Here is a 23,743-nt window from a genome sequence, read left to right on the forward strand (position 1 = left end):
TGTGCGGTGGAACCCGGAGCCTTCACCGGGGGCCCGCCCTCATACGGGGGCCCGGCTGTCGCGACCCTCAGCCAATGGCGTGGTCTACGTCCACCTGACACTATCAGTCGCTAACTTTGTCCTAACATTTCGCGGTAGATGCGCAAGTAACTCGCCACCATCCGATCTGCACTGAACCTGCGTTCGGCCTGCGCGCGGCAGCCCGCGCGATCGACCGTCGTGATGCGCGCCAGCGCGGTGACAGCCTCGTCGAGGGAGTCCACCAGGAAACCCGTCACGCCCTGGTCCACGACTTCGGCCATGGATCCACGCCGGTAGGCGACGACAGGCGTGCCGCAGGCCATCGACTCGACCACCGACAGGCCGAAGGGCTCGTCGAACGCGATGGGATGCAGCAGGGCGGCGGCGGCGCCGAGGATCTCGCCACGCCGCCCGGGCCCCACCGACCCGAGGAACCGGACCTGCTCTCCGTCGACCTTCGGAGCGACCTCCTCCTCGAAGTACCGCTCGTCCTGGACGATCCCGCAGATGGTCAGCGGCATCCCGGCCCGCCGAGCGATCTCGATGGCCGTGTGCGTTCCCTTGTCGGGATGAATGCGGCCGAACGCGATCAGCCGCCGGCCGCCCACCGCGTCGAAGGGAAACGCGTCGAGATCTATGCCGTGGTGCACCGTGGCGACGTAGTCCAGCTCCGGGGCACGGTCCGCGTCCGAGATGGACACGTAGGCGGACCGGGCATGGGTGTAGGCAGGCAGGATTCCCATTCCGGAGAATCCGTGAACCGTGGTGAGCAACGGGGCCCGGCAATGATCGGCGAAGGCCAATGGCAGCCAGTCGAGATGGTTGTGGACGAGATCGAACTCACCCGAACGGCTCAACGCGTGCGCGACATGCATCGCCTCCCACACCCGCCCGTCGAGCGATGGATCGTCGGCGTACCCGCGCGGGCACACTCCGTCCAGCGATCCGGAAGTGACGGAGTCCAGCGTGGCGAACAGCGTCACATCGATACCGGCAGCGGTGAGTCCCTCGGCGAGCAGGCTCGTGACCTGCTCCCACGGGCCGTAATGGCGCGGAGGCGTACGCCAGGCGACCGGTCCCAGCAGCGCCACCCTCACGAAACGGAGGTTGCGGTCTGCCGTACAGGAACATGACCGTCGTCTGGCATCGGCGCCATCACTCCTTTGGGTTACGTTCCGTCGGAAGGCTTCGCGAGGATGGCGGTCCGCCGTCGACGCCGTCCTGGCGGCTGCGGGAAGTTGACCGGTTCCCTCGCGGCCGGGTGCGCTGCAACAGGGCGAGCAGGACGGTAAGGGCGCCGCCGAGTATCAGGATGACACCCATGACCTGCAGGTCGAAGCCACCAGGCGGGCGGGTCGTCAGGACGAAGGTGAGGATGGCCCCGACGGCGATGGCAGCCAGACCATAGCCGATGAATCCCATGCTCCACCTCCTCACGCTCGTTCATCCCGAGCCAACGCCACGGCGGGCCGGACGGAAACAGCCGATTTCGCAAGGAGCCATCACCACAACTGATCACCAGGGAGTATGACCGCCTCCTCCGCAACAGGAAGATCGCGGCGCCGAGTGCGACGAACGGCAGCACCACGATCGCCGCTGTCAGCCCCACCTGAACTCTGCGGACCGGAGCGTGCTCCTTTGCCCCGGGGAATGGCGATGCGCCGTCGTAGTCCTGCCGGCTTTCTCCTGTTGTTCGGAGATGGTCATGAAGTATCTTTCGGCTCGCTCATAGGGTCCGCCGGTGCACGTAGCACCATCGCCAGGTCGAGCGTGGTTCCAGGGCGGTGACGACCGGGTGGTCGGTTTCCTGGTGGTGGGCGCGGGCGTGGCCGCCGTGCGAATCGTCGGAGCAGGCTGCCCATCCGCAGGCCAGGTACATCAGCACCCGCGTCCAGGCACGCCGGCGACCACACATCGCTGGCATTGGGGGTTGCTCCGCTCGATCGCGAGCTGTCAGTGGTCCCCGGCGGCCCGCACCTAACGGCTTCCGCGTACCGCCCACGCGGGCCTGCGACTGTTTGGGATCCTGCTGTGGTCCTGCCACCCGCTCCAACCTCTTCCAACGGATGATCAAACTACCCGCCAGGACACGAAGGAGGCCTCGTCGAGCCCACTCTTCAGGCGATCGGTACAAGCCTGGCCGATCCCCGTGGCGGCGCCTATCGCCTGTCTCCGCCGGTTCTTCTGGCGTGTCTCGCGGTGTGCCGCTCAGCCCAGTGGACGACGTGGTCGGCGACTCGCTCCCACCGGGGAGCGCCGAGGGCGAAGTGCGGCGTGGAGTTGGCGGAGCCCCATCAGCGCGCAGGCGTCGGCGGCACATGGAGTGCCGTCGGCGTGAGAGCGCCGTGAAAACGCATCGGGCCCGCCCTGCCCGGCACCGCCCGCGATCATCGGCGGACGGCCCTGAAACGGCTGGTGAGCCGGCCGGATCGGCCTCGGGGCAGTCTCCGGTCACAGCGCCGGTGAGAGACTGCGCGCGCATCCCGGTCACGCTGCCATCGGCAGGCTGCGGTCCAGGCCGGTGACGCGTAGCAGCCTGGACACGTGCGGGCGCGGTGCCGTGAGGGCGAGGGTGATCCCCATCGCTTCGGCGCCGCGCGGTCACGCGATCTGTGACCCCTCGTTCTCCCAACCGAGTCGACCTCTTCATCGGGGGTGCTGCCGCCTGGTGCGGTGGCGGGGAGAAGGTCGATCAGACCGAGGCGGATCGCGCCCTCGGCAGCGAATGCGAGCGCGGCCTCAGCGGAGTCGCCGGTCGTATCCGGCGGAATGATCAGCCCACCCTGATCTGACGGCCAGGGGCTGGGATGCGGCGCGGGATATGGTCTCAAGCGTCCCGGTACAGGCCGATGCGGAGCGTGGTCCGGCCGAGCCGTTGGTCGACGGCGGCGACGAGGCCGGGCAACGCGACTGCGGCGCCACGGGAGTGAGGCCACCACGCCCGGTCCACTGTGCCTCGCCGGTCGAGTCCGGGACTCACGCTTAACCTGATCGCGGAGCCGGTTGTGGAAACCGCGCCGGCAGCGGTGCTCAGCGGCGCGGAGCCGGCAAGGAGGATTGGCATCATGTCGCCTGACCAGGCCCTCGAAAAGGGGCCCAAATCGTCGATCGCCGCAGGCGACGTCAACCTCAATGCCAACGCTCGAAATATCCTCGGTGTTTTTACTATAGCTCATCCCACGGATCAAGGGCCTGATCAGGCCGACGCGATATGCTCGGTCGCTGTTATGGCCGCTCAATCGATCAACGGTGATAAACCGGTCCAGTGATTGCTTCTTTCCGTGGTACGGCCAAAGTGGATTCAGGCCGGTTCGCGATCCGGATATGCGTCGGCATGGGTGCCTCAGGAGGCGGATTGGCGGCTATCGAGGCGGCTTGATATCCGTGATCTGGCGGGCAGAGCCGAGATCTGCATGCTGTAGCTGTCTCCGGCCTTGATATGTGGGCCGCTGTTCTGCGGGCAGACCGACGGAGCATCGCCGCCCTGCACCACGACCCTGCGCTCGGCAACCAGGCCGAACTGCTCGCCGCGGTCGCCATTACGCTGGAGACCGGTCGGCGGCTGGCGGAACTACGGGCCAACGTCGACGAACTGCGCGCATCGCGTGCACGGGTCATCGAGGCCGGCCAGAAGGAGCGCCAGCGACTGGAGCGCGACTTCCACGACGGAGCGCAACAGCGACTCGTCGCCCTGTCCCTCAGCTTGGGCCTCCCGCAAGCCACGCTCAGCGATGACGCCAGCGCCGAGGCGATGCTCGCTCAGGCGAGAGACGAGATCTCCATCTCCTGGTGGGGCTGCGTGACGTCGCGGCCACGGCGGACAGACTCGGCAGCTCACCCGCCGTGATTCCGCCTCGGGACCACGCCGGAGGGTATGGCGAGACGGGCAGCGTACCTCCGAAATTGGGTAATTCCTGAAGTGCGTTTCGAATGAGGTAGCCTCAAATCACCGAGGACATTTCGTGCGTTGACAGTCAGGTCGGCGTCGCCCACGGAGATACACCTCTTTCGCCCCTCGTGGGCCCGGGCAGGCCAGGCAGCCATGACGCCGACCATTCTTTCCCACCTCAAGCCGCTGCGCGGTCCCTTCGCATGGGCACCAGGTCAGAGTCGGCTGGTTCCGCTATGCCGACCCTCGCGTGATCGCCTTGACCTTCGCCGGCGGCGAGCCGATCGTCATGCTCATCATCGAGCCGGGCACCGCCAGCGGTCCTGCTGAGGCCGCGCTCAAGATCGCCGCCCAGGACACGGCCGGCTTCAGCTCCGCTGAAATCCTCGCCATCGCGCACCTTCCCGCCGCCCCCCCAGCCCGCCCGGCAGGCGCCGACGGCTCGGTCGGCTCGGAGGAGTAGGGCGGGCCCATCACCGATCACGCTGGCCGCCCCAGCCGCCGTGTCAGGGTGACCACGCGCTGCCTGCCGGTCGGATTGAGCGGTGCCGATACCGCCTTCTAGCGGCGGACCGATCTCCGGCCGGCAGGCGTCTCAATTCCTTCTCTTCTCCGATCGGAGAACCGCATGAACGTCATCGACGCCGCCCCGCTCGCCAGGGCCGGCCCATCGGCTCCCACCATCGTCCACCTATCCGGCGAGATCGACATCTTCACCAGCAAGGCGCTGCGCCAGCAGTTGCTTGACACGCTGAGCCGCAGCACGCCCTTGCTCATCCTCAACCTGTCGCGGGTGTCGTTCTGCGATGCCTCCGGCCTGGCCGTTCTGGTCGGCATTCAGCACCGCGCGCGAGCCCAAGGCATCACCCTTGCCCTGGCGGCGCCCCGTCCGGACATGTCCCGCAACCTGTACATGACCGGCCTGGATCGTGGCTTGCCGATGGTGGCATGAGCGGATGCGCACTCAAAGACACGCCCAGGCATACGACGGACGATCACCGTTCCCGCACGCCACGCAACAGCCCACCGTCCATCCCGGGCAGGCGGCGCTCACGACCGCGATCGTGGTGGCGCCGTTTCTTGTGCTGGGAGCCGGCATCTGGCTCGCGTGGGGAACCGGGATCTCCCTCACCGACCTGCTGCTGGCCGCGATCTTCTACATCCTGACCGGGTTCGGGGTGACAGTCGGCTTCCACCGCCTGCTCACTCACCGGTCCTTCACCGCCCGGCCGTGGCTGCGCACCCTACTGGCCATCGCGGGGTCGATGAGTTTTCAGGGCAACCTCATCGACTGGGTGGCCATCCACCGCCGCCACCACGCCTTCACCGACCGCCCTGGCGATCCGCACTCTCCCTACCGCCACGGCGCCCAGCTCGGCGGGCAACTGCGCGGCCTGGGACACGCGCACCTGGGCTGGCTGTTCATCGATGAGCGCACTCCCGCCTCCCGCTACGCCCCCGACCTGCTCGCCGATCCGACGATGGTGCGCATCGCGCGCGCCTTTCCCGCCCTGTGCGCCGCCTCCCTACTGCTGCCGTTCACGGTGGGGTGGGCGATCAGCGGCAGCCTGTACGGCGCCATGACGGCCTTCCTATGGGCCGGCCTGGTCCGCATCGCCCTGCTGCAGCACGTCACCTGGAGCGTCAACTCCCTGTGCCACATGATCGGCAACCGGCCACACCCCACCCGCCAGCACGACCGCTCCACCAACCTGTGGCCGCTGGCTGTCCTCTCCTTCGGAGAGAGCTGGCACAACGGCCACCACAGCCGGCCCGGCTGCGCCCGGCACGGCCATGGTCCCCGCCGGCCCGATCCCTCAGCCGCGCTCATCCGTCTGTTCGAACGCCTGCACTGGGCTACCGACGTGCACTGGCATGTCGCGGACGCCCTCCAGCATCGTCGCGCCGTAGCCAGCAAGCGCACCCTGCGCACTAAAGCGATCTCGGCTGGCACCGCCGTTGGTACGGTGGATCATCCACGGGGCACTTCCAACGGCGACCGGCGCCGGCCCTCTCGTGGGCCCCGGCCGTAGACCCGGACTACTTCGTAGTTCTGAGCCTGGACGCCGTACAACGCCCGCAGGCAGATGCGCCGTTCGGCCCGCTATCACCGCTGGTGATGGGGCTTGCTGGTATTGGATGCTTCCGTTGGCCAGCCGATCGCGTTGACTCATGAGAAAGCCGATCTGACGGACCGTGACGGCGTGCTCCGCCAGACCATCATCGCCACTGAACAGGACTACCACACGCCATCCCCGGAGACACGCCATGAAGGCAATTACCCAAGACAGATACGGTTCCACTGCCGTCCTGAAATTCATGGACATCGACCGTCCGGTGACCGGGGATGACGACGTCCTCGTACACGTACACGCGGCCGGCCTGGACCAGGGCGCCATTCACCTCATGACCGGCATGCCGTACCTTATGCGGCTGGGCTCCGGGTTCCGCGCGCCCAAGCGCCGCGTTCGAGGTCGCGAACTTGCCGGGCGGGTCGAAGCGGTCGGCAAGAACGTGACCCGCTTCAAACCGGGCGACGAGGTGTTCGGCATCGGCGAGGGCTCCTGCGCCGAATACGCGTGCGCCCGCCAGAGCAAACTCGCTCCCAAGCCGGCGAGCCTCACCTTCGAGCAGACGGCGGCCGTCGCCGTCTCCGCTCTCACCGCCCTCCAAGCCCTACGTGATGCGGGCAAGGTCCGAGCCGGGCAGAAGGTGCTCATCATCGGCGCGGGAGGAGGCGTCGGAACGTTCGCAGTGCAATTGGCCAAGGCCTTCGGAGCCGACGTCACCGGGGTGTGCAGCACCACGAAGACCGACCTGGTCCGATCCATCGGTGCGGACGACGTCATCGACTACACAAGCGAGGACTTCGCGGACGGCAAACACCGCTACGACCTCATCCTCGACATCGCCGGGAACCGCTCGCTGTCGCATCTGCGACGTGCCCTCACTCCCCGCGGAACCCTCGTCCTGTGTGGTGGTGAAGGCGGCGGACGGTGGCTCGGCGGTATGGACCGCAGCCTCCGCGCGATCATGCTGTCACCGTTGGTGAGCCAGCACCTTCGCATGCTGCTGGCGAACGAACGCGAGCAGGACATCCAACACTTGAGCGAGCTCATCGAGACCGGCAAGATCACGCCAGTCATCGACAGAACGTATCCACTGAGCGAGACCTCTGCGGCCATGCGGCATCTGGCCGACGGCCACGCATCGCGGGAAGGTGGTCATCGTTGTTTAGGTGCGGGCCGGGCACACTTTTCCTGCCCGCAACGCAGACTCTGCCTGCCTCCTCCACGCCATCCACGCCCTGTCACGCGCGGGTCGGCTCAGCAGACCTGATCACCGATACCAGCACGGACGCCATACCCCATCCGGCCAGGGAACTCGCGCCCATGCTTGTTAACGCCGTCCTGTGGCACGTCCCAAACGCACCCACACCATGACACCGGCCCACGGCGCCTGCAACCAGGCCACATCGGGATGGCGCCGCGCGATCCTAGCTACCCCGGTCGTCATGCTGATCGCCGTCATCCTGGCCATCGTCGGCATCGCCAGCTTGCTGCATTGGGTCGGCCCCGATTGATCAAGCGCCAATGCGGCGTGCGGAGCCGAGCCCCAAGGACGGAGACCTCGCCTCTTAAGATCCACCGATCTTCGACGGTCGACCGGCCGACGCTTGCACAAGACGCTCTTGCACGGATGCCTGCTCAGCACGCCGACTCTTGGCTTGCGCGCGGCGGTTCCATGGCCCACCCACTCGTGCCCACACGGAACCCCACCCGATAGCCGCCAAGCTCTCCAAGCACCTGCCAGCCTGTCTACACGGCGGAGCCGGGGCGTCCCCGCCGATCATCAATCTGAACGATCGCCGGATCTAGGATCGCCGGTTTCCGACCATCCTGGGAAGTTGTTGGCTGATAAGTAGCCGAACTCCACGCAAGGAGACGAGGCATTTCGATGTCGCACGCAATTGGCGGCAAGCGCTGTCAATGCCCGCAAAGCGTCTGCCCAACGTGGTTCGAAGGCGGCTGTTGTCCGGTTGACGACATCGGATGATCAGTTCGGGGGCAGGGTGCCGACGCCCCGGTCATCGGGCGCCTCAGACACCACGCGATGGCCGGAGAGGGATCGGCCATTACGACGACACGCAGTAAAGGTGATCAACGTGGCCATTCTCATCGGCGCGGCGCGCGCCCAGGCCGACCCGCTGAGCGAGGCGTACTTCGTGAGAGCCGCCGGTGCCCTCGACACACACTGCGCAGGACCCTGGCACGTCTGCATCTCCTGCGCCGCAACCTGGCCGTGCGAGCCGGCACTGGCCGCCGCGTTCATGCTCGAACTGCACGCTGACTGAAACTCGGGGAACTACGAAACGGCCCGCTCAGCAGAAACAACATCAGGGCCACGATCGCCATGGCGTAGACGAGGACGTCCGCCGCGCCCATCCCGTCGCCGCGCTCGCCGACCCTTCGGAGAAGGCGGATCTGATCGTCGTGGCTTCCCAGCACCGAGGGGCGATCGGCGCCGTGATACTCGGATCGATCAGCCTCGGTGTTCTGCGTCACGCGGGCAACCGCGTCGCGGTGGTCCGGTCATAGGGGAGCCGTGAGCGTCCTGTTCGCTCTGGCCGGACAGACGCGATCACCAGCGTGTCATGCCTTCGTCAGCCGTGGGGGCTGTCGCGCCGGTTCCCCGGCAACTTGCCCGCGTCCATGCAGGCTAACCGGTCTTTCGAGACCGGCCGGTACGGCCGCGGCAGTCAGCCAGGGCTTGCCGTGCCCAGCCGAGGGCAGCCGGTTCCATCCTGGTAGGGGCGCGGTCGGCGGGGTGGTAACTGAGCCACTGGTCGATCAGGCGCCCCAGTCGCTCAGGAACGCCTGGGAGGAGGTGGTCGGTGCGCTTCGGCCGTGTCTCGGCTTCCATCAGGGCGAGGATCTCCAGCATGTCGCCGGCGGCGTCGGTGCCGATCTCTCGCTGGAGTGGTGTCATGCCGGTCAGCAGCCAGTAGGCAGGGCGGCCACGCCATACAGGTCGGAGAGGCTGCTGGGTGCGATGGTGGTGTAGCCGAGTTGTTCCGGGCTGGCGAACCATTTGGTTCCGCCGGGGAACACCGGGAGACGCTCATGCCAGCCTGGTGCAGTTGTGACATCCCCCAGTCGATGATCCTTATGTTGCTGGGGCCGTCCAGGACGATGTTCTGTGGCTTGATGTCGAGGTGGATGATGTTGCTCATGGCGGCGGCGCGGGCCTGGAGGAGGATCGCGGCGGCGTGGATCCGGGCGTCGTGCAGCACTTGGCGGCGCAGCCTGCCCAGCTCGGCTGCTGTCGCGTCGGGATGGCCGAGTGGGGTGTCATCTGCCGCTGCGTTGCCGGCTGAGAGGGGAGACATCTGCACGAGGGGTCAGCGCGGTGCCGCGGTGCCGGACGCGGCCCTGCCTGTGGGCGTCGGGGTGGTGCCGTACACCGGGAAGACGAGGTCCAGGCCGGTGGCGCACAACACCTTGGCCACGTGTGGGCGGGGCGCGGCCAGGCCAAGGGTGATGTTCAGGGATCGGGCCTGGCGTTGTGCGTCGACCATGACGCCCAGCCCGGCGGCGGCGCAGATCGACACCCCGGAAAGGTCGAGGATGAGCAGGGCGGTGCTGTGCCGCAACGCGCGCAGCAGGCGTTCGCGGAGCGGGCGGCCGGTGGCGAGGTCCAGTTCGCCACTGAGGCGAACGACGGTGGCCGTGGCAGGGACGAGCCACAGACCTGCCTCAGAGCGGGAATCGAGGGTCGTCATGAGTTGCTCCGATCGGGCGTTCGTCTTGATCCGTGCGCGTCGTGGCGGTGATGAGGTCGGTCAGAGTGTTTCGGAGGTGCCCGGCGATGCCGCGCGTACACCATGCCAGGCCCACTGATACGGCGCGTTCACTGATCGCAGGAAGGCATCCATTGGTCGGTGATTCATGGGCTCGGTCGGGGTGGGTCAGGCGACGCGTGCGACGGCGTATGCAGACGAAGGCCGGCCGTCTCGTGCCAGACGGTGAGCTCGGGCAGGCGTCGTACCTGCGGAGAGGACGACCGCAAGGTAAGGACGTGGCCGCCGCGGAACTCAGCGGCGGCGGTGACCAGGGCGCGTAGCCCGCCGATGTCGCAGAACACCAGGCCGCTCCGGTCGACGTGGAAGCTGCCACGGCGCTGCCGAATACCTCGTCCGTGCAGTTCAAGCGGCATGTGAGTATTCGTGCAGGACGCCGCCGAGCCGGTCTCGTCGGCGTACGTTCAGGTTGACGATTGTGGCCGGATCGGTGAGCGGATCCGGGACGGGACGTAGCGGAGCCGCCTGAGCCAAGGCTTGATGGGCTCGGTGCTCGTTGTAGAACTCCTCGTAGTCGTGCAGGGCATGCCGTAGGTGGCATTCGTTCCAGGAGTTCGCGGCAGGACTGCACCCACCGCTCCATGACCGCGTTCATCCGCGGCATCCGGACACCGGTGAGCACGGTCTCCGGACACCAGTCCCGGACGCTACCGGCCGCCCGACACCCTGCTCACGTTCCTCAACAACCTCTAGCTACCACCAGGACCGACCGGGTTATGCCGATCCAGGAACGGCGAACCGCTTGCCGACCAGGGCAACCGCCGACCGGGTCGGCATAACCCGGACCTCGGCATAATGCGACGATTTCCTGCTGGGGTTCGCCGGACCCAAACGCGAGGCCGAGCAGATCAAGCAGCGGATCGGTGACTTCCTGCGCCAGGACCTGGCACTGGAGCTGTCGCCGGACAAGACGCTGATCACGCACGCCCGGACCGGGCGGGCGCGGTTCCTTGGCTATGACCTGCTGGCCCAGCACTCTGACACCAAGATCACCCGGCGTCGCCGGATGGCCAACGGTGTCATCGGGCTGCGTGTGCCCAAAGATGTCATCGACGCCAAGTGCGCCTGTACTGCAAGGGCGGAGAACCCGCCTCCCGGCACCCGATGATCCGAGACGACGACTTCACCATCGTCGCGAAGTTCGGGGCCGAGTATCGGGGGATACATCCAGTACTACCTGCTGGCCGGGAACCTGTTCCGGCTCCAGCGGCTGCGTTGGGTCATGGAGACCTCCATGCTCAAGACGCTGGCCAACAAGCACCCTTCCACGGTCTCCAAGATGGCGGCCCGTTATAAGGCCACCATCTCCACACCCCGTGGACCGCGTACGTGCTTTCAGGTCACCGTCAACCGCAGCGGCGGCAGGAATCCACTGATCGCACGGTTCGGCGACATCTGGCTCGTCCGTCAGCGCCACCCCGTCCTCAACGATCAAGCGCCGATCCTGGCCACCACCCGAGGTAACGAGCTGATCCACCGACACCTGGCCGATGGGTGCGAGATGTGCGGGGCCCGCTCGAACGTGGAAGTCCACCACGTCCGGCACCTCGCCGACCTCAACAAGCCCGGACGACGCGGTGCGGGACACTAAGTGTCTGTCAGGGCATGTCGGGGTAGCCCGCCGCTACAGATACTGGCCCGCCTCGGCGCTGTCCGTCTTCGACACCCGCACCGACACCACGTTGGCCAGGTTGATGACCACGCCATTCACGTCGGCCTCACGGTCATATCTCGCCCGGGTCAACACCAGGCTGCGCCGCTCGTCCACGGCACGAGCGATCGCCACCAACGCCTCCGGCTCCCCGTCGAAGTCCCCGCTCATCACGGAGACGTCTTCACCGCCCACCGGGTGGAATCGAATGATCAGTGCGACATTGTCAGGCACGGCCGGCTCCTTTCGCCAGAATCCGCCCAGGATCCGCCCAGGATCCGCCCAGGATCCGCAAGGAGTACCTGCCCAGCATCGAACGCTGTAGGCAGTTGCCCTCCGCATCCGCCTGCCGCACCATGGATGCGGCCTCCGGGTCAAGCCGAGATACGGGAGTAAGAGTCGCGTCACCCACCGCCCGGGTGTGTCCAGCCGTCCCAGTAGCGACCCCATCGTGATCTGCCGGCTACCGATGGTAGCCGGGCCGGGGCGCCACACCGCAAACGTCCTCGATGCAGGCACCCAAGCGCCGAGCACGAAGACGGCCAGGGCGGCGTCAGAATGCGTCCGCAGGAGGCGGGTTTTCCGGAGGTGGGTCTTGTGCGTAGGGGTGCACGCGCCGGTGTTGGTTGAAGGGGATGAACCAGGAGGCGAATCCCATGGGGGGCGATGCGCAGGGAGGCTGTCTCCGGGGCTTGGTCGATGCCGTCCAGCTCGGGGTTGTAGAGCATTTCATGATCGACGTCGTCGAAGGCGCTGTCGGTGAAGATGTCATAGATCGCGTTAGCTTCGCCCATGTCCATCAGGACGTGAAGGTCGGCCGATCCCGATGTCCAGCCGTCCGTCGGCCAGCTGCTGGTACTGCTCGGGGTGCCCGCCTCGACCTGATGGATGGTGAGGTCCGGATGGTGAAGCTGAACGTGGCGCAGGATCTGTGGCATGGAGTCGTAGCCGGCGTCGATGATGCCGACGCGCAGCGTGGGCGACGATGTGGCGCTGTTGCGTGCGGCGTGCTTGGCCCGGCTGACGTGGTCGAGGATCTGGCGGGCGTCGGTGAGGAAGGCAGCGCCTGCCTGGGTGAGTTGACGTGGTGGGTGCTGCGATCCAGCAGCCGCACTCCCAACTCGCGCTCCAACCGCTGGATCTGCTGGCTCAGTGCGGACTGCACGATGTGCTCACGGGCCGCCGCCCGGCCGAAATGCAGCTCCTCGGCCAACGTAACGAAATAACGAAGCTGACGTGACTCCATGTCCGCCACCCCTTCCAAACCGGGCGGCGCTGATGCGAACCGTCTTCCTCTACTCTAGGTCGTAAGGAGTCGGGAGCCTGTCGGCCGGCTGCCCGGGCTTCACCGGCCACTTGATCCACCGCACCGGCTCGAGCCCGTGCCGGTCGACGCCGCGCTTGGTGTCCCGGTTCGCGTGACGGCCCCATGACAGCTCGCAACCAGCACAACCCAATTACCGGGGCATCGCCGCGTCGCCGGGCACGGCGGCTCCCCATTGGGGATCATTGCCGGTAGCCGACTGGCCCGCCGCTGTCTCCTGTTGGCAGCGGTACTACAGCGGGAGGAACGGCGTGGTCCGGAATACGGCCGGTGGCCAGGACCCACGGTGGGCGACGCAGCCAGAGTTCTGGCGGGAGGTGTTCGACCACCTGGGTGCCGGCCTGGCCGTGCTGGACTCCACCGGCCGGATCATCGCGGTCAACCCCGCTGCTGAAGAACTGCTGGGCCGCACTGCGTCAGCGATGACGGGGGAGGACTTTCACGGCCTGCTGCACCGCCACGCCGACGGCGCAACCGTTCTGGATGAGCGGTGCCGGCTGCTCATGGCTCTCACTCACCGCATTGCGGCCCGCGGCGAGAAAGACAGCTTCCTGAACGCCGACGGACGTCTCATCCCGGTCACCTGGTTCAGCGCTCCCCTGACCAGGAACGGCCACGTGCTCGGCATGACCGTGCTGTTCGCCGGCGAGGCGACCGACCGGGAAACAGCGGAGGGCCTGGCAGCGCATGTGATCGCCCTGGAAGACCTCGCGGGCCGGCTGGCCTTGGCCACGGAGATCGCCACAGCCCTGGCCCAGACCCTGGACACCGAGGAGGCCGTCGCTCGGCTTGGTCGCTTGCTGGTGCCCCGCCTGGCCGACTGGGCCGCCATCGACCTACGTACGGACGAGGGCGTCCGAAGAGTGGCGGTGGTCGGACCCGAAGGCCGTGACGTCGATCAGGAAGCGTGGCGGGGTCCCCTCCCCGCGGTGGACGAACACTCCCGTTCCTCTCTGATACAGGTGTTGCATGGCGGCGAGCCGGTCCTGCTGGGGCCAACGGAAATCGCCACCCCGCCCGATTCGCCCCTGGCCGCCGTCCAAACAGGCTTCCTCCAGGCACTGGGTGCCGCCTCCGCGGTCATCGTGCCGTTGGGTACCGCCCGGCGGGTCACGGGCGCCCTCACTCTGGTCCGTACCGACGCCGCCCGTCCCTTCGACGCCACGGAGGTGTCCCTGATCGGCGACATCGGCCGGCGCGTCGGCCTGGCCATCGACAACACCCTGCGGTTCGGTCGCCAACGCGAGATCGCCGAGGCCATGCAGCGCAACCTGCTCATCGCCCTGCCTCAACCCGGCCGACTGCGCCTGGCCGCCCGTTACCAGCCCGCCCCCGCAGGCTCCCAGGTAGGCGGCGACTGGTACGACGCCTTCCTCCTGCGTGACGGCGCCACCGCGCTGGTCATCGGCGACGTCATCGGCCACGACTTGGCCGCCGCCGCAGGCATGGCCCAACTGCACGGCATGCTGCGTGCCCTGGCCTGGGATCGGACGGAACCGCCCAGCGCCATCATCGACCGCCTCGACGAGGCCGTCCCCGCCATCACCAACGTCCCTCTGGCCACGGTGCTCCTCGCCCGCGTTGAGGGTCCAGCAAACGGTCCCTGGCAACTCCGATGGACCAACGCCGGCCACCCTCCGCCCCTCCTGGTCACCCCCGACGGACGCGCTGAATACCTCGAACAGGGACAGAGCCTGCTATTGGGCACCGGCCTGGCGGACGTCAGCCGACCGGACGCCACGGTACCCCTGCCTCCCGGCTCCACCCTTCTGCTCTACACCGACGGCCTGATCGAAGTCCCCGGCACCGATCTGGACACCGGCCTGGCCCGTCTCCGCCGCCACGCCGCCGCCCTGGCCTGCCATCCCCTGGACGACTTCTGCAACCAGATCCTCGCCCGCATGCCTCCTGGCAACACCGACGACATCGCCCTCTTGGCCCTGCGCATCCCGACCACCCCGAGTCCTGCCCACCCGAACACGCGTACGGAGCTGGAGCAGAACCCCTCCGTCTCGGAAGTCTCCGCAGGATAGGACGGCAGCACGCCGTGGCGGGTGGTATAGGGGGCATGCCGCAGTTCTCGGGATGGATGCGGCCACCTACAGGCTCAGCGCGTCCACGGCGCGGGGTCGCCATCGGGGGGTCAGCAGTCGCCGCCTCACCCATGCTCCTCTGCGCCGGGGAACGGCGATGAGCCGTTGTAGCGGAAACGTCCATTCCCAGCAAGCCCCATCACCAGCAGCGATAGCGAGCCTGATGGCGCGTTGCCGACGCGCCGTATCCGGCTCGATCCCACGTCTGCACAGCCCTACACCAAGCGATGGACCAGGATCCCAGTGCACTTCGTGGGCTCCCTCGGTCTCGCGGTGAGTGAGTGCCGATCAGCTGGTGACCGTGGCCAGGGCCGAGCGCGGATATCCCGGTACGCCTGTAGATCGCGTCATCGTTCCGCAGATCGTGGTCCTACTCCCTTGCCGCGACGTATGCCACCGCCGCTGTCACTCTCCCGCGACCGCGGAACGCGGTGACCTGTTCGGAGCGGTACTCAGCCGACAACGAGCTCGTAGCCGTCCCCTCGCAGTGCCTCCAGCGCTTCGTCGCAATGCTCCGGACCTCTCGATTCGAGTTGCAACTGCACCTCGACCTCGTCCACGTGCAGTCTCGATCCGAATCGCTCGTGCACGATGTCCAGCACGTTCACCCGGAGGGCGGCAAGATCCGCCAGCAACCCCGCCAACGCCCCTGGACGGTCCGGCAGCCGCACCCGCAAGGCCAGGTAGCGCTCCGCGGCCGCCAGGCCGTGACGGAGCACCCGTGCCAGCAGCATGGGGTCGATGTTGCCGCCAGACAGCACCACGACCACCGGCGGTTCGAACGCCTGCGGATGGGCCGCCAGCGCGGCGACTCCCACGGCTCCAGCCGGCTCGACGACCTGCTTGGCGCGTTCGAGGCACAGCACAAGCGCCCGGGAGATCTCCTCCTCGGTCACCGTGACCACCCGGTCGAGTAGGTAGTGGATCAACTCGAAGGGCTGCTCCCCCGGACGGCCCACCGCGATGCCGTCGGCCATCGTCGTAGACGGCTCGACCATCACCGGACGCCCCGCAGCCAAAGAGGCGGGATAGGCCGCAGCCCGCTCGGCCTGAACGCCCACGATCCTGACTCCCGGCCGCAGCGTCTTGGCCGCCAGGGCGAGCCCGGCTGCCAGCCCACCACCACCTATCGGCACCACGATCGTGGCGGTGGCCGGGAGCTGTTCCAGGATCTCCAGTCCGATCGTGCCCTGCCCGGCGATCACATCCGGATGGTCGAAAGGATGGATGATCATCGCACCGGTCTGCTCCGCATGCTCCCTCGCCGCGGCCAGCGCCTGGTCCACGGTACGCCCGGCGAAGATCACCTCCGCGCCGTAACCGAGGGTAGCCTCCACCTTGGGTAGCGCCGCGCCCTCAGGCATGTAGACCGTCGCCTTGGCTCCGACCAGCCGCGCGCTCAGCGCCACCCCCTGAGCTTGATTGCCGGCGCTGGCCGCCACTACCCCCCTTTCCCGCTCCTCCTCGGCCAGGCGGGCGATCCTGACGTAGGCCCCGCAAACCTTGAACGACCCGGACCTCTGCAGGTTCTCGCATTTGAGGTGGACCGGCCCGCCTGTCACGTCAGAAAGCACCCGCGAGTCCAGCATGGGCGTGCGGACCACCACGTCGGCGAGGAGTTCTCGTGCGGCGATGACATCGTCGTAGGTCACCTGAGGGCTCATCGCAGAAGTCTCCCACTCCGGCACCCAGCGAGCCGGAGCACGTCGCCCGATCGAGCGGTGATCGGCCGCGACGATGAGCCTTGCTCGGATCGCCCATAACCCTCCGCCCACGGAGGGCGTTGACTGGAGAGCATCCGGCCGCCTGCCTTCGGCGGGTGTGTCGATACGTCCGGGGCCACGTGGCCGTTCACAGCACCCTCAGCCACGTGCCTCCGGACCCCAGCGGACACCATGGCGAGCAATGGGCGCCGCTGGCCGACGGCGGCCGGCACGAGCGCAAGGCCGTCTACGGCTGCGAGCTGCAGCCCGGCCACCCGGGCGCCCATGCGGCGCACGTCCGGCTGCTGCCCGGGCCCGACCGGTTCATCTGGATCCGCTGGGACATCCGCGCCCGCGAACTCGGCACGCTGCCGCCGTGCCCGGCCGAACGCGCCGACCCCGACCCGCGCTCCCCCTACGGCGACGAGCCGGCGCCGTGCCTGCTGTTCGAGGGGCACGTCGGACCTCACCGCTACTAGCCCAGATTGAGCCGATGCACGAAGCGGCCATAGCCCCCGGTTTCCAACCTCGGTCGGTAGCTGCGCGGCATGTGAGTACTCGTGGAGGACTCCGCCGACCCGGCATCGCCGACGCTCGAGGAAGCAACCGCGACAGGGCGGCCGGCCCGACGCGATCCCGGCAACGGCGATCTCGCCACTTAACTTGACGACGCAGCACGGCATCGTGATGTCGAAGACCAGGAACTGATAGACATGCCCATAGGATCAGGTAGAGCGAAGAGCACCGCACCACCAGCAGGATGCCTGAGACCAGACGATGTGCTCGAGTCGTGAACCTACAGGTCACCCCCTACGACCGAAGCGCCGCACCCCACAGGATGACGAGTTCGTTGATCCAGGGCCGGGCTGGTGCCGGGAGCGGGAAGCGGTTGGGGCGGAACGGTGCGCGGGGGTGAGCCGCGCCTTTCGTACCGATGTCAGTCCGTGGGCCCCAGCCCGGCGATGCGTTGCTCGCGCACGTCCTGCAGGGCCCGCAGGTAGCCGATCTCCAAGGCACGACAGATCAGGTTGTTCATCTCGGCAGAGCCGTCGAGTCGTCCCCAGCTGGAGAACTCGTTGGACACGGCCTCATCGGCCAACCGCTCGTCGCCGGCATCACCAGGACGTGGCCCGTCGTAACGGACCCGGCCGATGAACTCGCTCCATTCCTCCAACTCGGCACGCGCGCCTTCATCGTTGCTCATATTGGCCATCAGTGACCCGTGATCGCTATCTTCGTGAGCCCATCCGACATGCTCGGCAATGAAGCACCCTCTTCGGGGAGGCAGTGGCCGAGAGGATCGAACAGCGTCTCGCCCGGCCCCTTCGTGAGGATCTCAAGCTGGAGCTGTCGGTTTTGATCGCTGGCTTCCGGGTTCGAGCCCAGACGCCCTACCGTGTCCGACCAGGCACGATGTCTTGCCGCAGGAGCGACCCGATCATCGCGAGTTGGTCCTGAGAACAAATGAGCCACAGCCAGCGACCCCCCGCCGCCGAAGCCGCGTCTACACCATCGCCGGGAAATCGCTGCCTTTGTGGCGCTCAGTCACCCGCTCCCTCATCGGGCTGCCTACCACCCACGCTGGTGTCGAGGAGATAGGCCCCGGCATCGTGCAGGGTGATGCCATAGCCCGGCGTCTGGCCAGGAGGCGACCACTCGTTTGTCCCGCTGATCGCCTTGAAGCGGGTGTCGCGGGTCGGGCCGTCGCCGACGAGGTGGCCGCGCAGATGGCCGGCACGGTCGTACACGGCCCACCGACCGGCGCCCACCTGCGGCATGGCGACCGGGTTGTCCTTGAGCCACTGCGCGTTGGCCGCGTGGTCGGGCCCCTCGTCGGCCCCATTCGGCTGGAAGGGGCCCCCTGTGGCATGATCTTCGGTTTTGCGAGGACTACTCATGTCGCGTCTCGCTCTCTGATTGTGGCTGTCGCCCCCGAGACATCGGAGAAGCACTCTCAGCCTAGGAGCACAAGGTATGGCACAGATCGCACGGAGCCCGACACCGTTGGGATGCGCCTCCAGGAGGTTGATCCGACTCGAGCTGCCCATCGAGGGCATCAGATGCGAGGTCAGTGCCGGACAGGAGCTGGGACGCACCGCCGATCCGATGTTCGGTCGGCCTGCCCGCCGCGAGCGACGAACACGTCGCCTGCCCACCGCCGGCTGCGCGGACCTGGCGGGTCCGCGCTCGCGGCGGCGGTACTGGGCGATGATCACGAGGTGCACGGCCATCGTGGCCAGGCCCCAGGGCGGTGGCCCTGCCGATGCCTGCGGTGCCACCGGTGATCAGCACTGTCCTGCCGGTCATCGGCCCGTTGTGGATCCGCTCCATGTTCTGCTCCCTCAGCGTACGCTGGCGCCAGTTGAGTCGCTGAGGGGGTCATCACCGCGTGACGCCGGGCAGACCCGCGCCGGTAAGCGGGCACTCCCCCGCGATCTCCTGCGCGATCCAGAAGTGATCAGCCGCTGTCAGCGCCGGAGCGGACGGCAGGTCCTCTGCTCGGGGCGGCGGCGCCGCCGGGGTCGTCTCCGCCGAGATCGAGGCGGAAGGGCGGGTATCGGTCGGTCATCAGGGCTGCGTAGCCGGCGACCCGCAGCCCCCAGCGGTTCAGGCCGAGGATGAAGTCGAACAGTGGTCGGGGGTACTGCCCGGTGACGGCGAGCACGATACCGGCGACCAGGACGAGCAGTGCGACCAGACCGCCGCCGCCCCAGCTCCATACCTCGCCACCGGCCTGCCAACTGAACCAGGCGCTGCCGCTGAACAGGATCCCGATGATCAGGAGGTGCGGGATGGCCAGGAGCCACTTCACCAGGACGAGAGCGCGGTGCAGCCGCGCTGGGTACTCGACGTTCAGTCCGGCCGGGTAGTCGGGAATCTCCCGCAGCGCGAACGGCGGGTAGCGGTCGGTGCCGAGCGCGTTGTAGGCGTAGTAGCCCACTCGCCAGCTCCATCGGAGCACGCCGACGTTGAAGTCGAAGATCGACCGCGGGTACCGGCCGGTGATCACGATCGCGACCAGCGCGACGATGCTGAGCAGGCAGAAGGCGATCCACAACGGGATCAGTATCAGCACGTGTGGCACGATCAGCAGCCATTTCACCAGCCACAGCCAGCGTGACAGGGAGCCGTCCTGCTGGGCCTGCACCTGGATCGGGTACGGCCGGACCTCGGGTGAGGGGGCGCGCGTGCTGAACGGGGTTGTCGAGCTCATGGTCGTTTCCTCTCTTGTCAGAGTCGGAAGGGGGCGGAGGTCGCACGACCTCTGCCCTGGCGCGCCACATGGTGCTGGCGCCTTTCCGGCATGGCCTTTTTACGTGTGCGGGGATGGCTGCGGAGCCGGGACCCGGCCAGACGAGCAGACCTGCTCGTTCTCCGAGCGGAGGAGCGCGCCCGGCGACGGGCGCCCCGGATCCGCGCCGAGAGATCGGGCCGTGTCCGTCTTCATTGGAAGTCGGTGACCGCCGGGAACGGCGCTCAGCGCGGGGGTCAGGTGGCGGCGGGCCGTGCGGGCACGAGATCGGTGACGCGGCCGCCCTCGTTCTCCCAGGAGGCTGAGCCGTCCCGGCCGGGTATGCCCTCGTCCGGGCCCGCGGGGTGGAGGATGTCAGCAGGACGGACGCCGACCGTGCCTGTGGCGGCGAGCGTGAGAGCTGCCGTGGCCGGGCCGTTCGCCGTGCCGGGGGGAATGACCAGCAGAGTTATGGGCGCGGTTCCCGCGATGCTCAGGGTGATCAGGTGTGGCTCGGCGCTGCGGAACCAGCCCACTCTGACCTGGCGACCGGGGGCCGGGATGCGGCGCGGAATGTGATCCCATGCGTCCAGATACAGACCGACACGCAGAACGGCCCTGCCGAGTCGCTGGTCGACGGCCGAGATGAGGGCGGGCAGTTCGGCGGCGGCGTCGCGGGTGCGGGGCCACCACGCCCCGTCAACGGTGCCTCTCCGGTCCAGCAGCGGATTCAGGCTGAGCCTGAACGCGGAATGCGCCGTGGCGGCAGCGGTAACGGGGCTTGACGGTGTGGACGGAGAAAGGAGTGCTGTCATCATCGTTGCCTGGCCTGTCAGGCCCTCACCATGGGCCGGAAGTGGTCTACCGCCGCGGGCGACGCCAACCCGTATGCCAACGCACGAAATGTCCTCGGTATTTTTATTGTACCTCGTTTCGCGAGGCAAGGAGTGACATTAAGTCGCCATCGGCGAAATCGGTGCTGTTATCGCTTGCGGTGATAACCAGGTCGGCGATTCCTTGTTTCCTGTTCTCGGTCCAGATGAGCACCCTTGGGCCAGGTCGCGTTGCGACCGTATACGCCGGCCGGGCATGGTGCCCCGGCGACGGCGGATCCACGGTTCTCCGGGATGGGCGCCCGAGAACCGCTGAAGGGAAACGCTGTGAGTCTGACAAGGAAGATCAAGTCCAAGACGCGGGCCATCCAGGGTTGGATCATGCTCTACTTCGGTCGCGCCACCGGAAACCAGCACCTGGAGTCGAAAGGCCAGTCCAGCAGGGCTGGAAATAATCCGAGGCAGCGCAGCGCGAAAATCAGAGGGATTTTCAAGCGCTAACCACAGCCGCCGTCAACGGCATCGACGGCAAAACGCTCCAATTACCGACCCCATGGGCCGGAATTTCCGGGCTCGGGCAATGAGCTAATAGCTGATAGAAATCTGGAGGAGCCATGAATCCTGTCGTTGTTGTGGGCACTGACGGTTCGGCCGCTGCGACCGCGGCCGTCGAGTGGGCGGCCGACGACGCCGCGCGCTTGGCCGCCCCACTCCGCATCGTCCATGCCGTGGACCGTTCACCGTACGAGATCGCGAAGTTCTCCAACCCGGGCCCGGGTGATGCCGTCGCCCTCAGCGCGGAGAGCGTTCTGGCCGACGCCGAGGTGGTCGCGCGCAAGCGACAACCTGACATCGATGTCACCAGCGAACTGTTGCAGGGCGCTGCCGCGGCGGTGCTCCGCGGCCAAGTCGGCAACGCCGCCGAGGTCGTGATCGGCGGCAGAGGCCTTGGCGGCTTCTCGGGGGCCGTGCTGGGTTCGGTGAGCACCCAAGTAGCCGGACACGCGCACGGCCCGGTGGTCGTCGTCCGCTCCGACCCCGACACCGCCTACGGTGAGATCGTCGTCGGGCTCGACGACTATCACGCCGGCGAACCCGCCCTCGCCTACGCTTTCGAGCAGGCGATGCTTCGCGCGAGCACGCTGCGCGCCGTCTACGCGTGGCAACCACCGGCGCACGCGCACATCCCCGAGAGCGCCCATGACCTGGACGAGATCCACGCCGCCCAGTGCAAGATCGCGGCCGGCGTCCTCCCGGGATGGCGGCAGCAATATCCGCAGGTTCAGGTGATCGAGGACGTCCGGCGCGCCCACCCTGTCGACGCCCTCGCCAGCGTTTCCGCCAAGGCGGATCTGGTCGTCGTCGGCTCCCAGGGCCGAGGGGCGATCGGCACCGTGATGCTTGGATCCGTCACCCTCGGCGTTCTGTATCACGCGCGCTGCTCCGTCGCGGTGGTGCGGCCATAGAGGACGTCCTGCTCGCCCTGGCCGGAGCTGCGAAAGCAAGCCGGGTGACCCTGCAGTCGGAAGGATCGCTCTTGAGCAGCGGCTCGGACGGCACCGACGGTGCGGGGAACTGCGACCGGGCCGAAAACGAGCTTGTCTGACGGCGGTGACAGCGGGACCTTGCCGTCGTTGTGGTGCTTCAGAACGGTCTCAGGCCAGAGCGGCGGCAGGTCGGCGGTTTCGTCGAGGCGTTCGTCGTCGTTGTGCATGTTCATGTCGCGTCGACTTTTCGCGAGCCGTCCCGGGAGTCTCCCTAGGAGGTCGGCTGGTCGTCGCGGGTGCGGTCGGCGGGCTGACGGTGGTGGTGTTCGTCAGTGTTATCGAGGAGTTCCTGGAACAGAACGTGGTAGTGCACCATGGCCTGCCGCAGGTCCTCGGTGGAGGCCTTGCCTTGGGCGGCGTACTCGCTGATCTCGTGGGCCTGGTGGTAGCGGTGCAGCGTGCGGCCGTGCACCACCGGCAATTCCGGTTGCCGCTGCTCGAAGTCTTCGGTGGGATATCCCCGCTCGGCCATGGCGGCCGTGGCCAGCCGATCGGCCGCACTTACCGCGAGGCCCGGCGCGATGGCGAACTGCTTCTGGATCGCTGTCCAGCGTTCGGCGTAGGCTTGCTGCGACTTGGGGGTTAGCGGCTTGATGCCGAGGCTGGCGACCCACCCTTGCCGGGCACGCGGTACCTGATCGGCCCCGCCGCGGTTGTCTCCTTCGTTCGAGGCGGCTTGTTTTCGGCGGCCGGCGTGCCGGTGAATGCTTTCCCAGCGCTGCTGCACCATGACGAAGCCGATGGCCGCGACCAGGATCGCCACCACAGCGACGGCGACGATTGTGGTCATAGCGGGCATGTCTGCCTCCAGGAGTAGCTTCTGCCCTCACCGCCTTGCCAAAGTCTGGAAGGTGAGAGCAGCGGGTTGGCTCGGGTCGGCCCTTCGCTGACAGGCCGAGGGATGTCAGCTCCCGCGTACGGGCGACAGCGGCGCGCCCAGCCTTGCGTGAGGAACGGTGTGACGGTCGCAGCCGTTCAGCCGTCCCGCCTTGGCTGACCGTCCGGCGGTGGTCAGGGTCGGCGGTCGCGGGGAGGTCGGTTGCGGGGAGGTCTGCGCCCGCGGCGTTGCCTGGTGTCATGGCCGGGCGGATCTGCCGGGCTGGGCGGTGGCCGGTCGTCGATGGCGTCCTGGCGGCTGCGGGCGGTTGACTGGTTCCAGCGTGACCTGGTGCGCAGCAGCGGCAGCAGGAGCCCGAGGGCACCGCCGAGCATCAGGATGACGCCCGCGATGCGCAGGTCGAATCCGCCCACCGACCCGTCGGCCAGGGCGAAGCTGAGGATGGCGCCGAAGGCGACGACCGCGATGGCTCCGGCGATGGCCATCACACCACCCCGGCGACCGGTCCGAGGATGATCCAAGCGATGATGCCCATGGTCGAACTCCTTTGGCGGCGCATCGATGTCTGCACGGGAGCGGTCTTCCGGACCGGTCGAAGCAGCGGGCCGGCCGCCGCATGAGTGCCGGCGCCGACGGTCGAACTCGTTCGCCTTGAGCCGACACCCACGCGTGCCGTACCGAAACAGGCGATCCGGAAAGGATCCATCTCCAGAACCGATCACCAGGCTTTCGTGGTGCACCCGGCGTTCAGA

The 23,743-nt window shown here is 67.6% G+C and carries 28 protein-coding genes and 1 pseudogene; 14 read left to right on the plus strand and 15 right to left on the minus strand.

What is annotated here, in order from left to right; all coding sequences use genetic code 11:
* Positions 1–110: 110 nt before the first annotated feature.
* From ACFLIM_RS32850 to ACFLIM_RS32865, 4 genes are all read right to left on the minus strand, one after another.
* Positions 111–1,118, minus strand: a complete 1,008-nt coding sequence (locus tag ACFLIM_RS32850) for a glycosyltransferase family 4 protein (RefSeq protein WP_393172155.1) — start codon at positions 1,116–1,118, stop codon at positions 111–113.
* A 58-nt stretch (positions 1,119–1,176) separates the two neighbouring features.
* Positions 1,177–1,443, minus strand: coding sequence for a hypothetical protein (locus ACFLIM_RS32855; protein WP_393172156.1), 267 nt, complete (start codon positions 1,441–1,443; stop codon positions 1,177–1,179).
* A gap of 304 nt (positions 1,444–1,747) precedes the next feature.
* Entirely contained in the window at positions 1,748–2,671 is a 924-nt protein-coding gene (locus ACFLIM_RS32860) for a UBP-type zinc finger domain-containing protein (protein WP_393172158.1), read from the minus strand.
* Between the two features lie 177 nt (positions 2,672–2,848).
* Entirely contained in the window at positions 2,849–3,088 is a 240-nt protein-coding gene (locus tag ACFLIM_RS32865) for a DUF5994 family protein (RefSeq protein WP_393172159.1), read from the minus strand.
* On the opposite strand from ACFLIM_RS32865, the gene ACFLIM_RS32870 reads away from it, so the two are divergent.
* From ACFLIM_RS32870 to ACFLIM_RS32915, 10 genes and pseudogenes are all read left to right on the plus strand, one after another.
* Positions 3,027–3,290 carry a hypothetical protein gene (locus ACFLIM_RS32870; protein ID WP_393172379.1) on the plus strand — a complete coding sequence of 88 codons (264 nt, stop codon included), beginning with the start codon at positions 3,027–3,029 and terminating at the stop codon, positions 3,288–3,290. The genes ACFLIM_RS32865 and ACFLIM_RS32870 overlap by 62 nt on opposite strands.
* A gap of 170 nt (positions 3,291–3,460) precedes the next feature.
* Positions 3,461–3,868: a histidine kinase gene (locus ACFLIM_RS32875; RefSeq protein WP_393172161.1), complete on the plus strand. Its 408-nt coding sequence runs from the start codon at positions 3,461–3,463 to the stop codon at positions 3,866–3,868.
* A 244-nt stretch (positions 3,869–4,112) separates the two neighbouring features.
* A pseudogene (locus tag ACFLIM_RS32880) lies at positions 4,113–4,373 on the plus strand (DUF5994 family protein); the annotation flags it as partial.
* Between the two features lie 165 nt (positions 4,374–4,538).
* The gene (locus tag ACFLIM_RS32885; RefSeq protein WP_393172163.1) at positions 4,539–4,862 is read left to right on the plus strand and encodes an STAS domain-containing protein; all 324 of its coding nucleotides are present in this window, start codon (positions 4,539–4,541) and stop codon (positions 4,860–4,862) included.
* Positions 4,863–4,866: 4 nt separating this feature from the next.
* On the plus strand, positions 4,867–5,943 hold the full coding sequence (locus ACFLIM_RS32890; RefSeq protein ID WP_393172165.1) for an acyl-CoA desaturase: 1,077 nt from the start codon (positions 4,867–4,869) through the stop codon (positions 5,941–5,943).
* Between the two features lie 286 nt (positions 5,944–6,229).
* Positions 6,230–7,249: an NAD(P)-dependent alcohol dehydrogenase gene (locus ACFLIM_RS32895; RefSeq protein ID WP_393172167.1), complete on the plus strand. Its 1,020-nt coding sequence runs from the start codon at positions 6,230–6,232 to the stop codon at positions 7,247–7,249.
* Between the two features lie 73 nt (positions 7,250–7,322).
* Positions 7,323–7,493 (plus strand): hypothetical protein, encoded by a 171-nt coding sequence (locus tag ACFLIM_RS32900; RefSeq protein ID WP_393172169.1) that lies wholly within the window; start codon positions 7,323–7,325, stop codon positions 7,491–7,493.
* Positions 7,494–8,075: 582 nt separating this feature from the next.
* Positions 8,076–8,264 carry a hypothetical protein gene (locus tag ACFLIM_RS32905; RefSeq protein ID WP_393172380.1) on the plus strand — a complete coding sequence of 63 codons (189 nt, stop codon included), beginning with the start codon at positions 8,076–8,078 and terminating at the stop codon, positions 8,262–8,264.
* Positions 8,257–8,508, plus strand: a complete 252-nt coding sequence (locus ACFLIM_RS32910) for a universal stress protein (protein WP_393172376.1) — start codon at positions 8,257–8,259, stop codon at positions 8,506–8,508. The genes ACFLIM_RS32905 and ACFLIM_RS32910 overlap by 8 nt, the downstream gene beginning before the upstream one ends.
* 617 nt (positions 8,509–9,125) lie before the next feature.
* Positions 9,126–9,287: a hypothetical protein gene (locus ACFLIM_RS32915; RefSeq protein ID WP_393172170.1), complete on the plus strand. Its 162-nt coding sequence runs from the start codon at positions 9,126–9,128 to the stop codon at positions 9,285–9,287.
* A gap of 24 nt (positions 9,288–9,311) precedes the next feature.
* On the opposite strand, the gene ACFLIM_RS32920 is transcribed toward ACFLIM_RS32915, so the two are convergent.
* The gene (locus ACFLIM_RS32920; RefSeq protein ID WP_393172172.1) at positions 9,312–9,692 is read right to left on the minus strand and encodes an STAS domain-containing protein; all 381 of its coding nucleotides are present in this window, start codon (positions 9,690–9,692) and stop codon (positions 9,312–9,314) included.
* A 1,243-nt stretch (positions 9,693–10,935) separates the two neighbouring features.
* On the opposite strand from ACFLIM_RS32920, the gene ACFLIM_RS32925 reads away from it, so the two are divergent.
* The gene (locus ACFLIM_RS32925; protein ID WP_393172377.1) at positions 10,936–11,361 is read left to right on the plus strand and encodes a group II intron reverse transcriptase/maturase; all 426 of its coding nucleotides are present in this window, start codon (positions 10,936–10,938) and stop codon (positions 11,359–11,361) included.
* Positions 11,362–11,394: 33 nt separating this feature from the next.
* On the opposite strand, the gene ACFLIM_RS32930 is transcribed toward ACFLIM_RS32925, so the two are convergent.
* Together ACFLIM_RS32930 and ACFLIM_RS32935 are read right to left on the minus strand one after the other, a co-directional pair.
* A complete protein-coding gene (locus ACFLIM_RS32930; RefSeq protein WP_393172174.1) occupies positions 11,395–11,655 on the minus strand; it encodes a hypothetical protein in 261 nt (86 codons plus the stop codon).
* A 565-nt stretch (positions 11,656–12,220) separates the two neighbouring features.
* Positions 12,221–12,667 (minus strand): LysR family transcriptional regulator, encoded by a 447-nt coding sequence (locus tag ACFLIM_RS32935; RefSeq protein WP_393172176.1) that lies wholly within the window; start codon positions 12,665–12,667, stop codon positions 12,221–12,223.
* 329 nt (positions 12,668–12,996) lie between these two features.
* Between ACFLIM_RS32935 and ACFLIM_RS32940 the strand changes: the two genes are divergently transcribed.
* Entirely contained in the window at positions 12,997–14,778 is a 1,782-nt protein-coding gene (locus tag ACFLIM_RS32940; RefSeq protein WP_393172178.1) for a SpoIIE family protein phosphatase, read from the plus strand.
* 512 nt (positions 14,779–15,290) lie between these two features.
* Here the strand turns inward: ACFLIM_RS32940 and ilvA are convergent.
* Positions 15,291–16,502: a threonine ammonia-lyase gene (gene ilvA / locus ACFLIM_RS32945; RefSeq protein WP_393172179.1), complete on the minus strand. Its 1,212-nt coding sequence runs from the start codon at positions 16,500–16,502 to the stop codon at positions 15,291–15,293.
* A 206-nt stretch (positions 16,503–16,708) separates the two neighbouring features.
* Between ilvA and ACFLIM_RS32950 the strand changes: the two genes are divergently transcribed.
* On the plus strand, positions 16,709–17,020 hold the full coding sequence (locus tag ACFLIM_RS32950) for a hypothetical protein (protein WP_393172181.1): 312 nt from the start codon (positions 16,709–16,711) through the stop codon (positions 17,018–17,020).
* Between the two features lie 458 nt (positions 17,021–17,478).
* Here ACFLIM_RS32950 and ACFLIM_RS32955 read toward each other — a convergent pair whose 3' ends face one another.
* The 4 genes from ACFLIM_RS32955 to ACFLIM_RS32970 form a co-directional block, all read right to left on the minus strand.
* Positions 17,479–17,745, minus strand: a complete 267-nt coding sequence (locus ACFLIM_RS32955; RefSeq protein ID WP_393172183.1) for a hypothetical protein — start codon at positions 17,743–17,745, stop codon at positions 17,479–17,481.
* A 337-nt stretch (positions 17,746–18,082) separates the two neighbouring features.
* A complete protein-coding gene (locus ACFLIM_RS32960; protein ID WP_393172185.1) occupies positions 18,083–18,439 on the minus strand; it encodes a hypothetical protein in 357 nt (118 codons plus the stop codon).
* A 560-nt stretch (positions 18,440–18,999) separates the two neighbouring features.
* Positions 19,000–19,755: a DUF4389 domain-containing protein gene (locus tag ACFLIM_RS32965; protein ID WP_393172187.1), complete on the minus strand. Its 756-nt coding sequence runs from the start codon at positions 19,753–19,755 to the stop codon at positions 19,000–19,002.
* 275 nt (positions 19,756–20,030) lie between these two features.
* Entirely contained in the window at positions 20,031–20,591 is a 561-nt protein-coding gene (locus ACFLIM_RS32970; protein WP_393172189.1) for a DUF5994 family protein, read from the minus strand.
* 629 nt (positions 20,592–21,220) lie between these two features.
* On the opposite strand from ACFLIM_RS32970, the gene ACFLIM_RS32975 reads away from it, so the two are divergent.
* Complete coding sequence (locus ACFLIM_RS32975) at positions 21,221–22,072, plus strand: universal stress protein (RefSeq protein WP_393172190.1); 852 nt, start codon at positions 21,221–21,223, stop codon at positions 22,070–22,072.
* Here ACFLIM_RS32975 and ACFLIM_RS32980 read toward each other — a convergent pair.
* The 3 genes from ACFLIM_RS32980 to ACFLIM_RS32990 all read right to left on the minus strand — a co-directional run bounded on the left by ACFLIM_RS32980 (position 22,036) and on the right by ACFLIM_RS32990 (position 23,476).
* The gene (locus ACFLIM_RS32980) at positions 22,036–22,326 is read right to left on the minus strand and encodes a hypothetical protein (RefSeq protein ID WP_393172192.1); all 291 of its coding nucleotides are present in this window, start codon (positions 22,324–22,326) and stop codon (positions 22,036–22,038) included. The two genes, ACFLIM_RS32975 and ACFLIM_RS32980, sit on opposite strands and share 37 nt — an antisense overlap.
* 38 nt (positions 22,327–22,364) lie before the next feature.
* A complete protein-coding gene (locus ACFLIM_RS32985; RefSeq protein ID WP_393172194.1) occupies positions 22,365–22,943 on the minus strand; it encodes a hypothetical protein in 579 nt (192 codons plus the stop codon).
* Between the two features lie 221 nt (positions 22,944–23,164).
* Positions 23,165–23,476: a hypothetical protein gene (locus ACFLIM_RS32990; RefSeq protein WP_393172196.1), complete on the minus strand. Its 312-nt coding sequence runs from the start codon at positions 23,474–23,476 to the stop codon at positions 23,165–23,167.
* Positions 23,477–23,743 lie beyond the last annotated feature (267 nt).

Source organism: Nonomuraea marmarensis, from assembly GCF_043197025.1.
Classification (GTDB): Bacteria; Actinomycetota; Actinomycetes; order Streptosporangiales; family Streptosporangiaceae; genus Nonomuraea; species Nonomuraea marmarensis.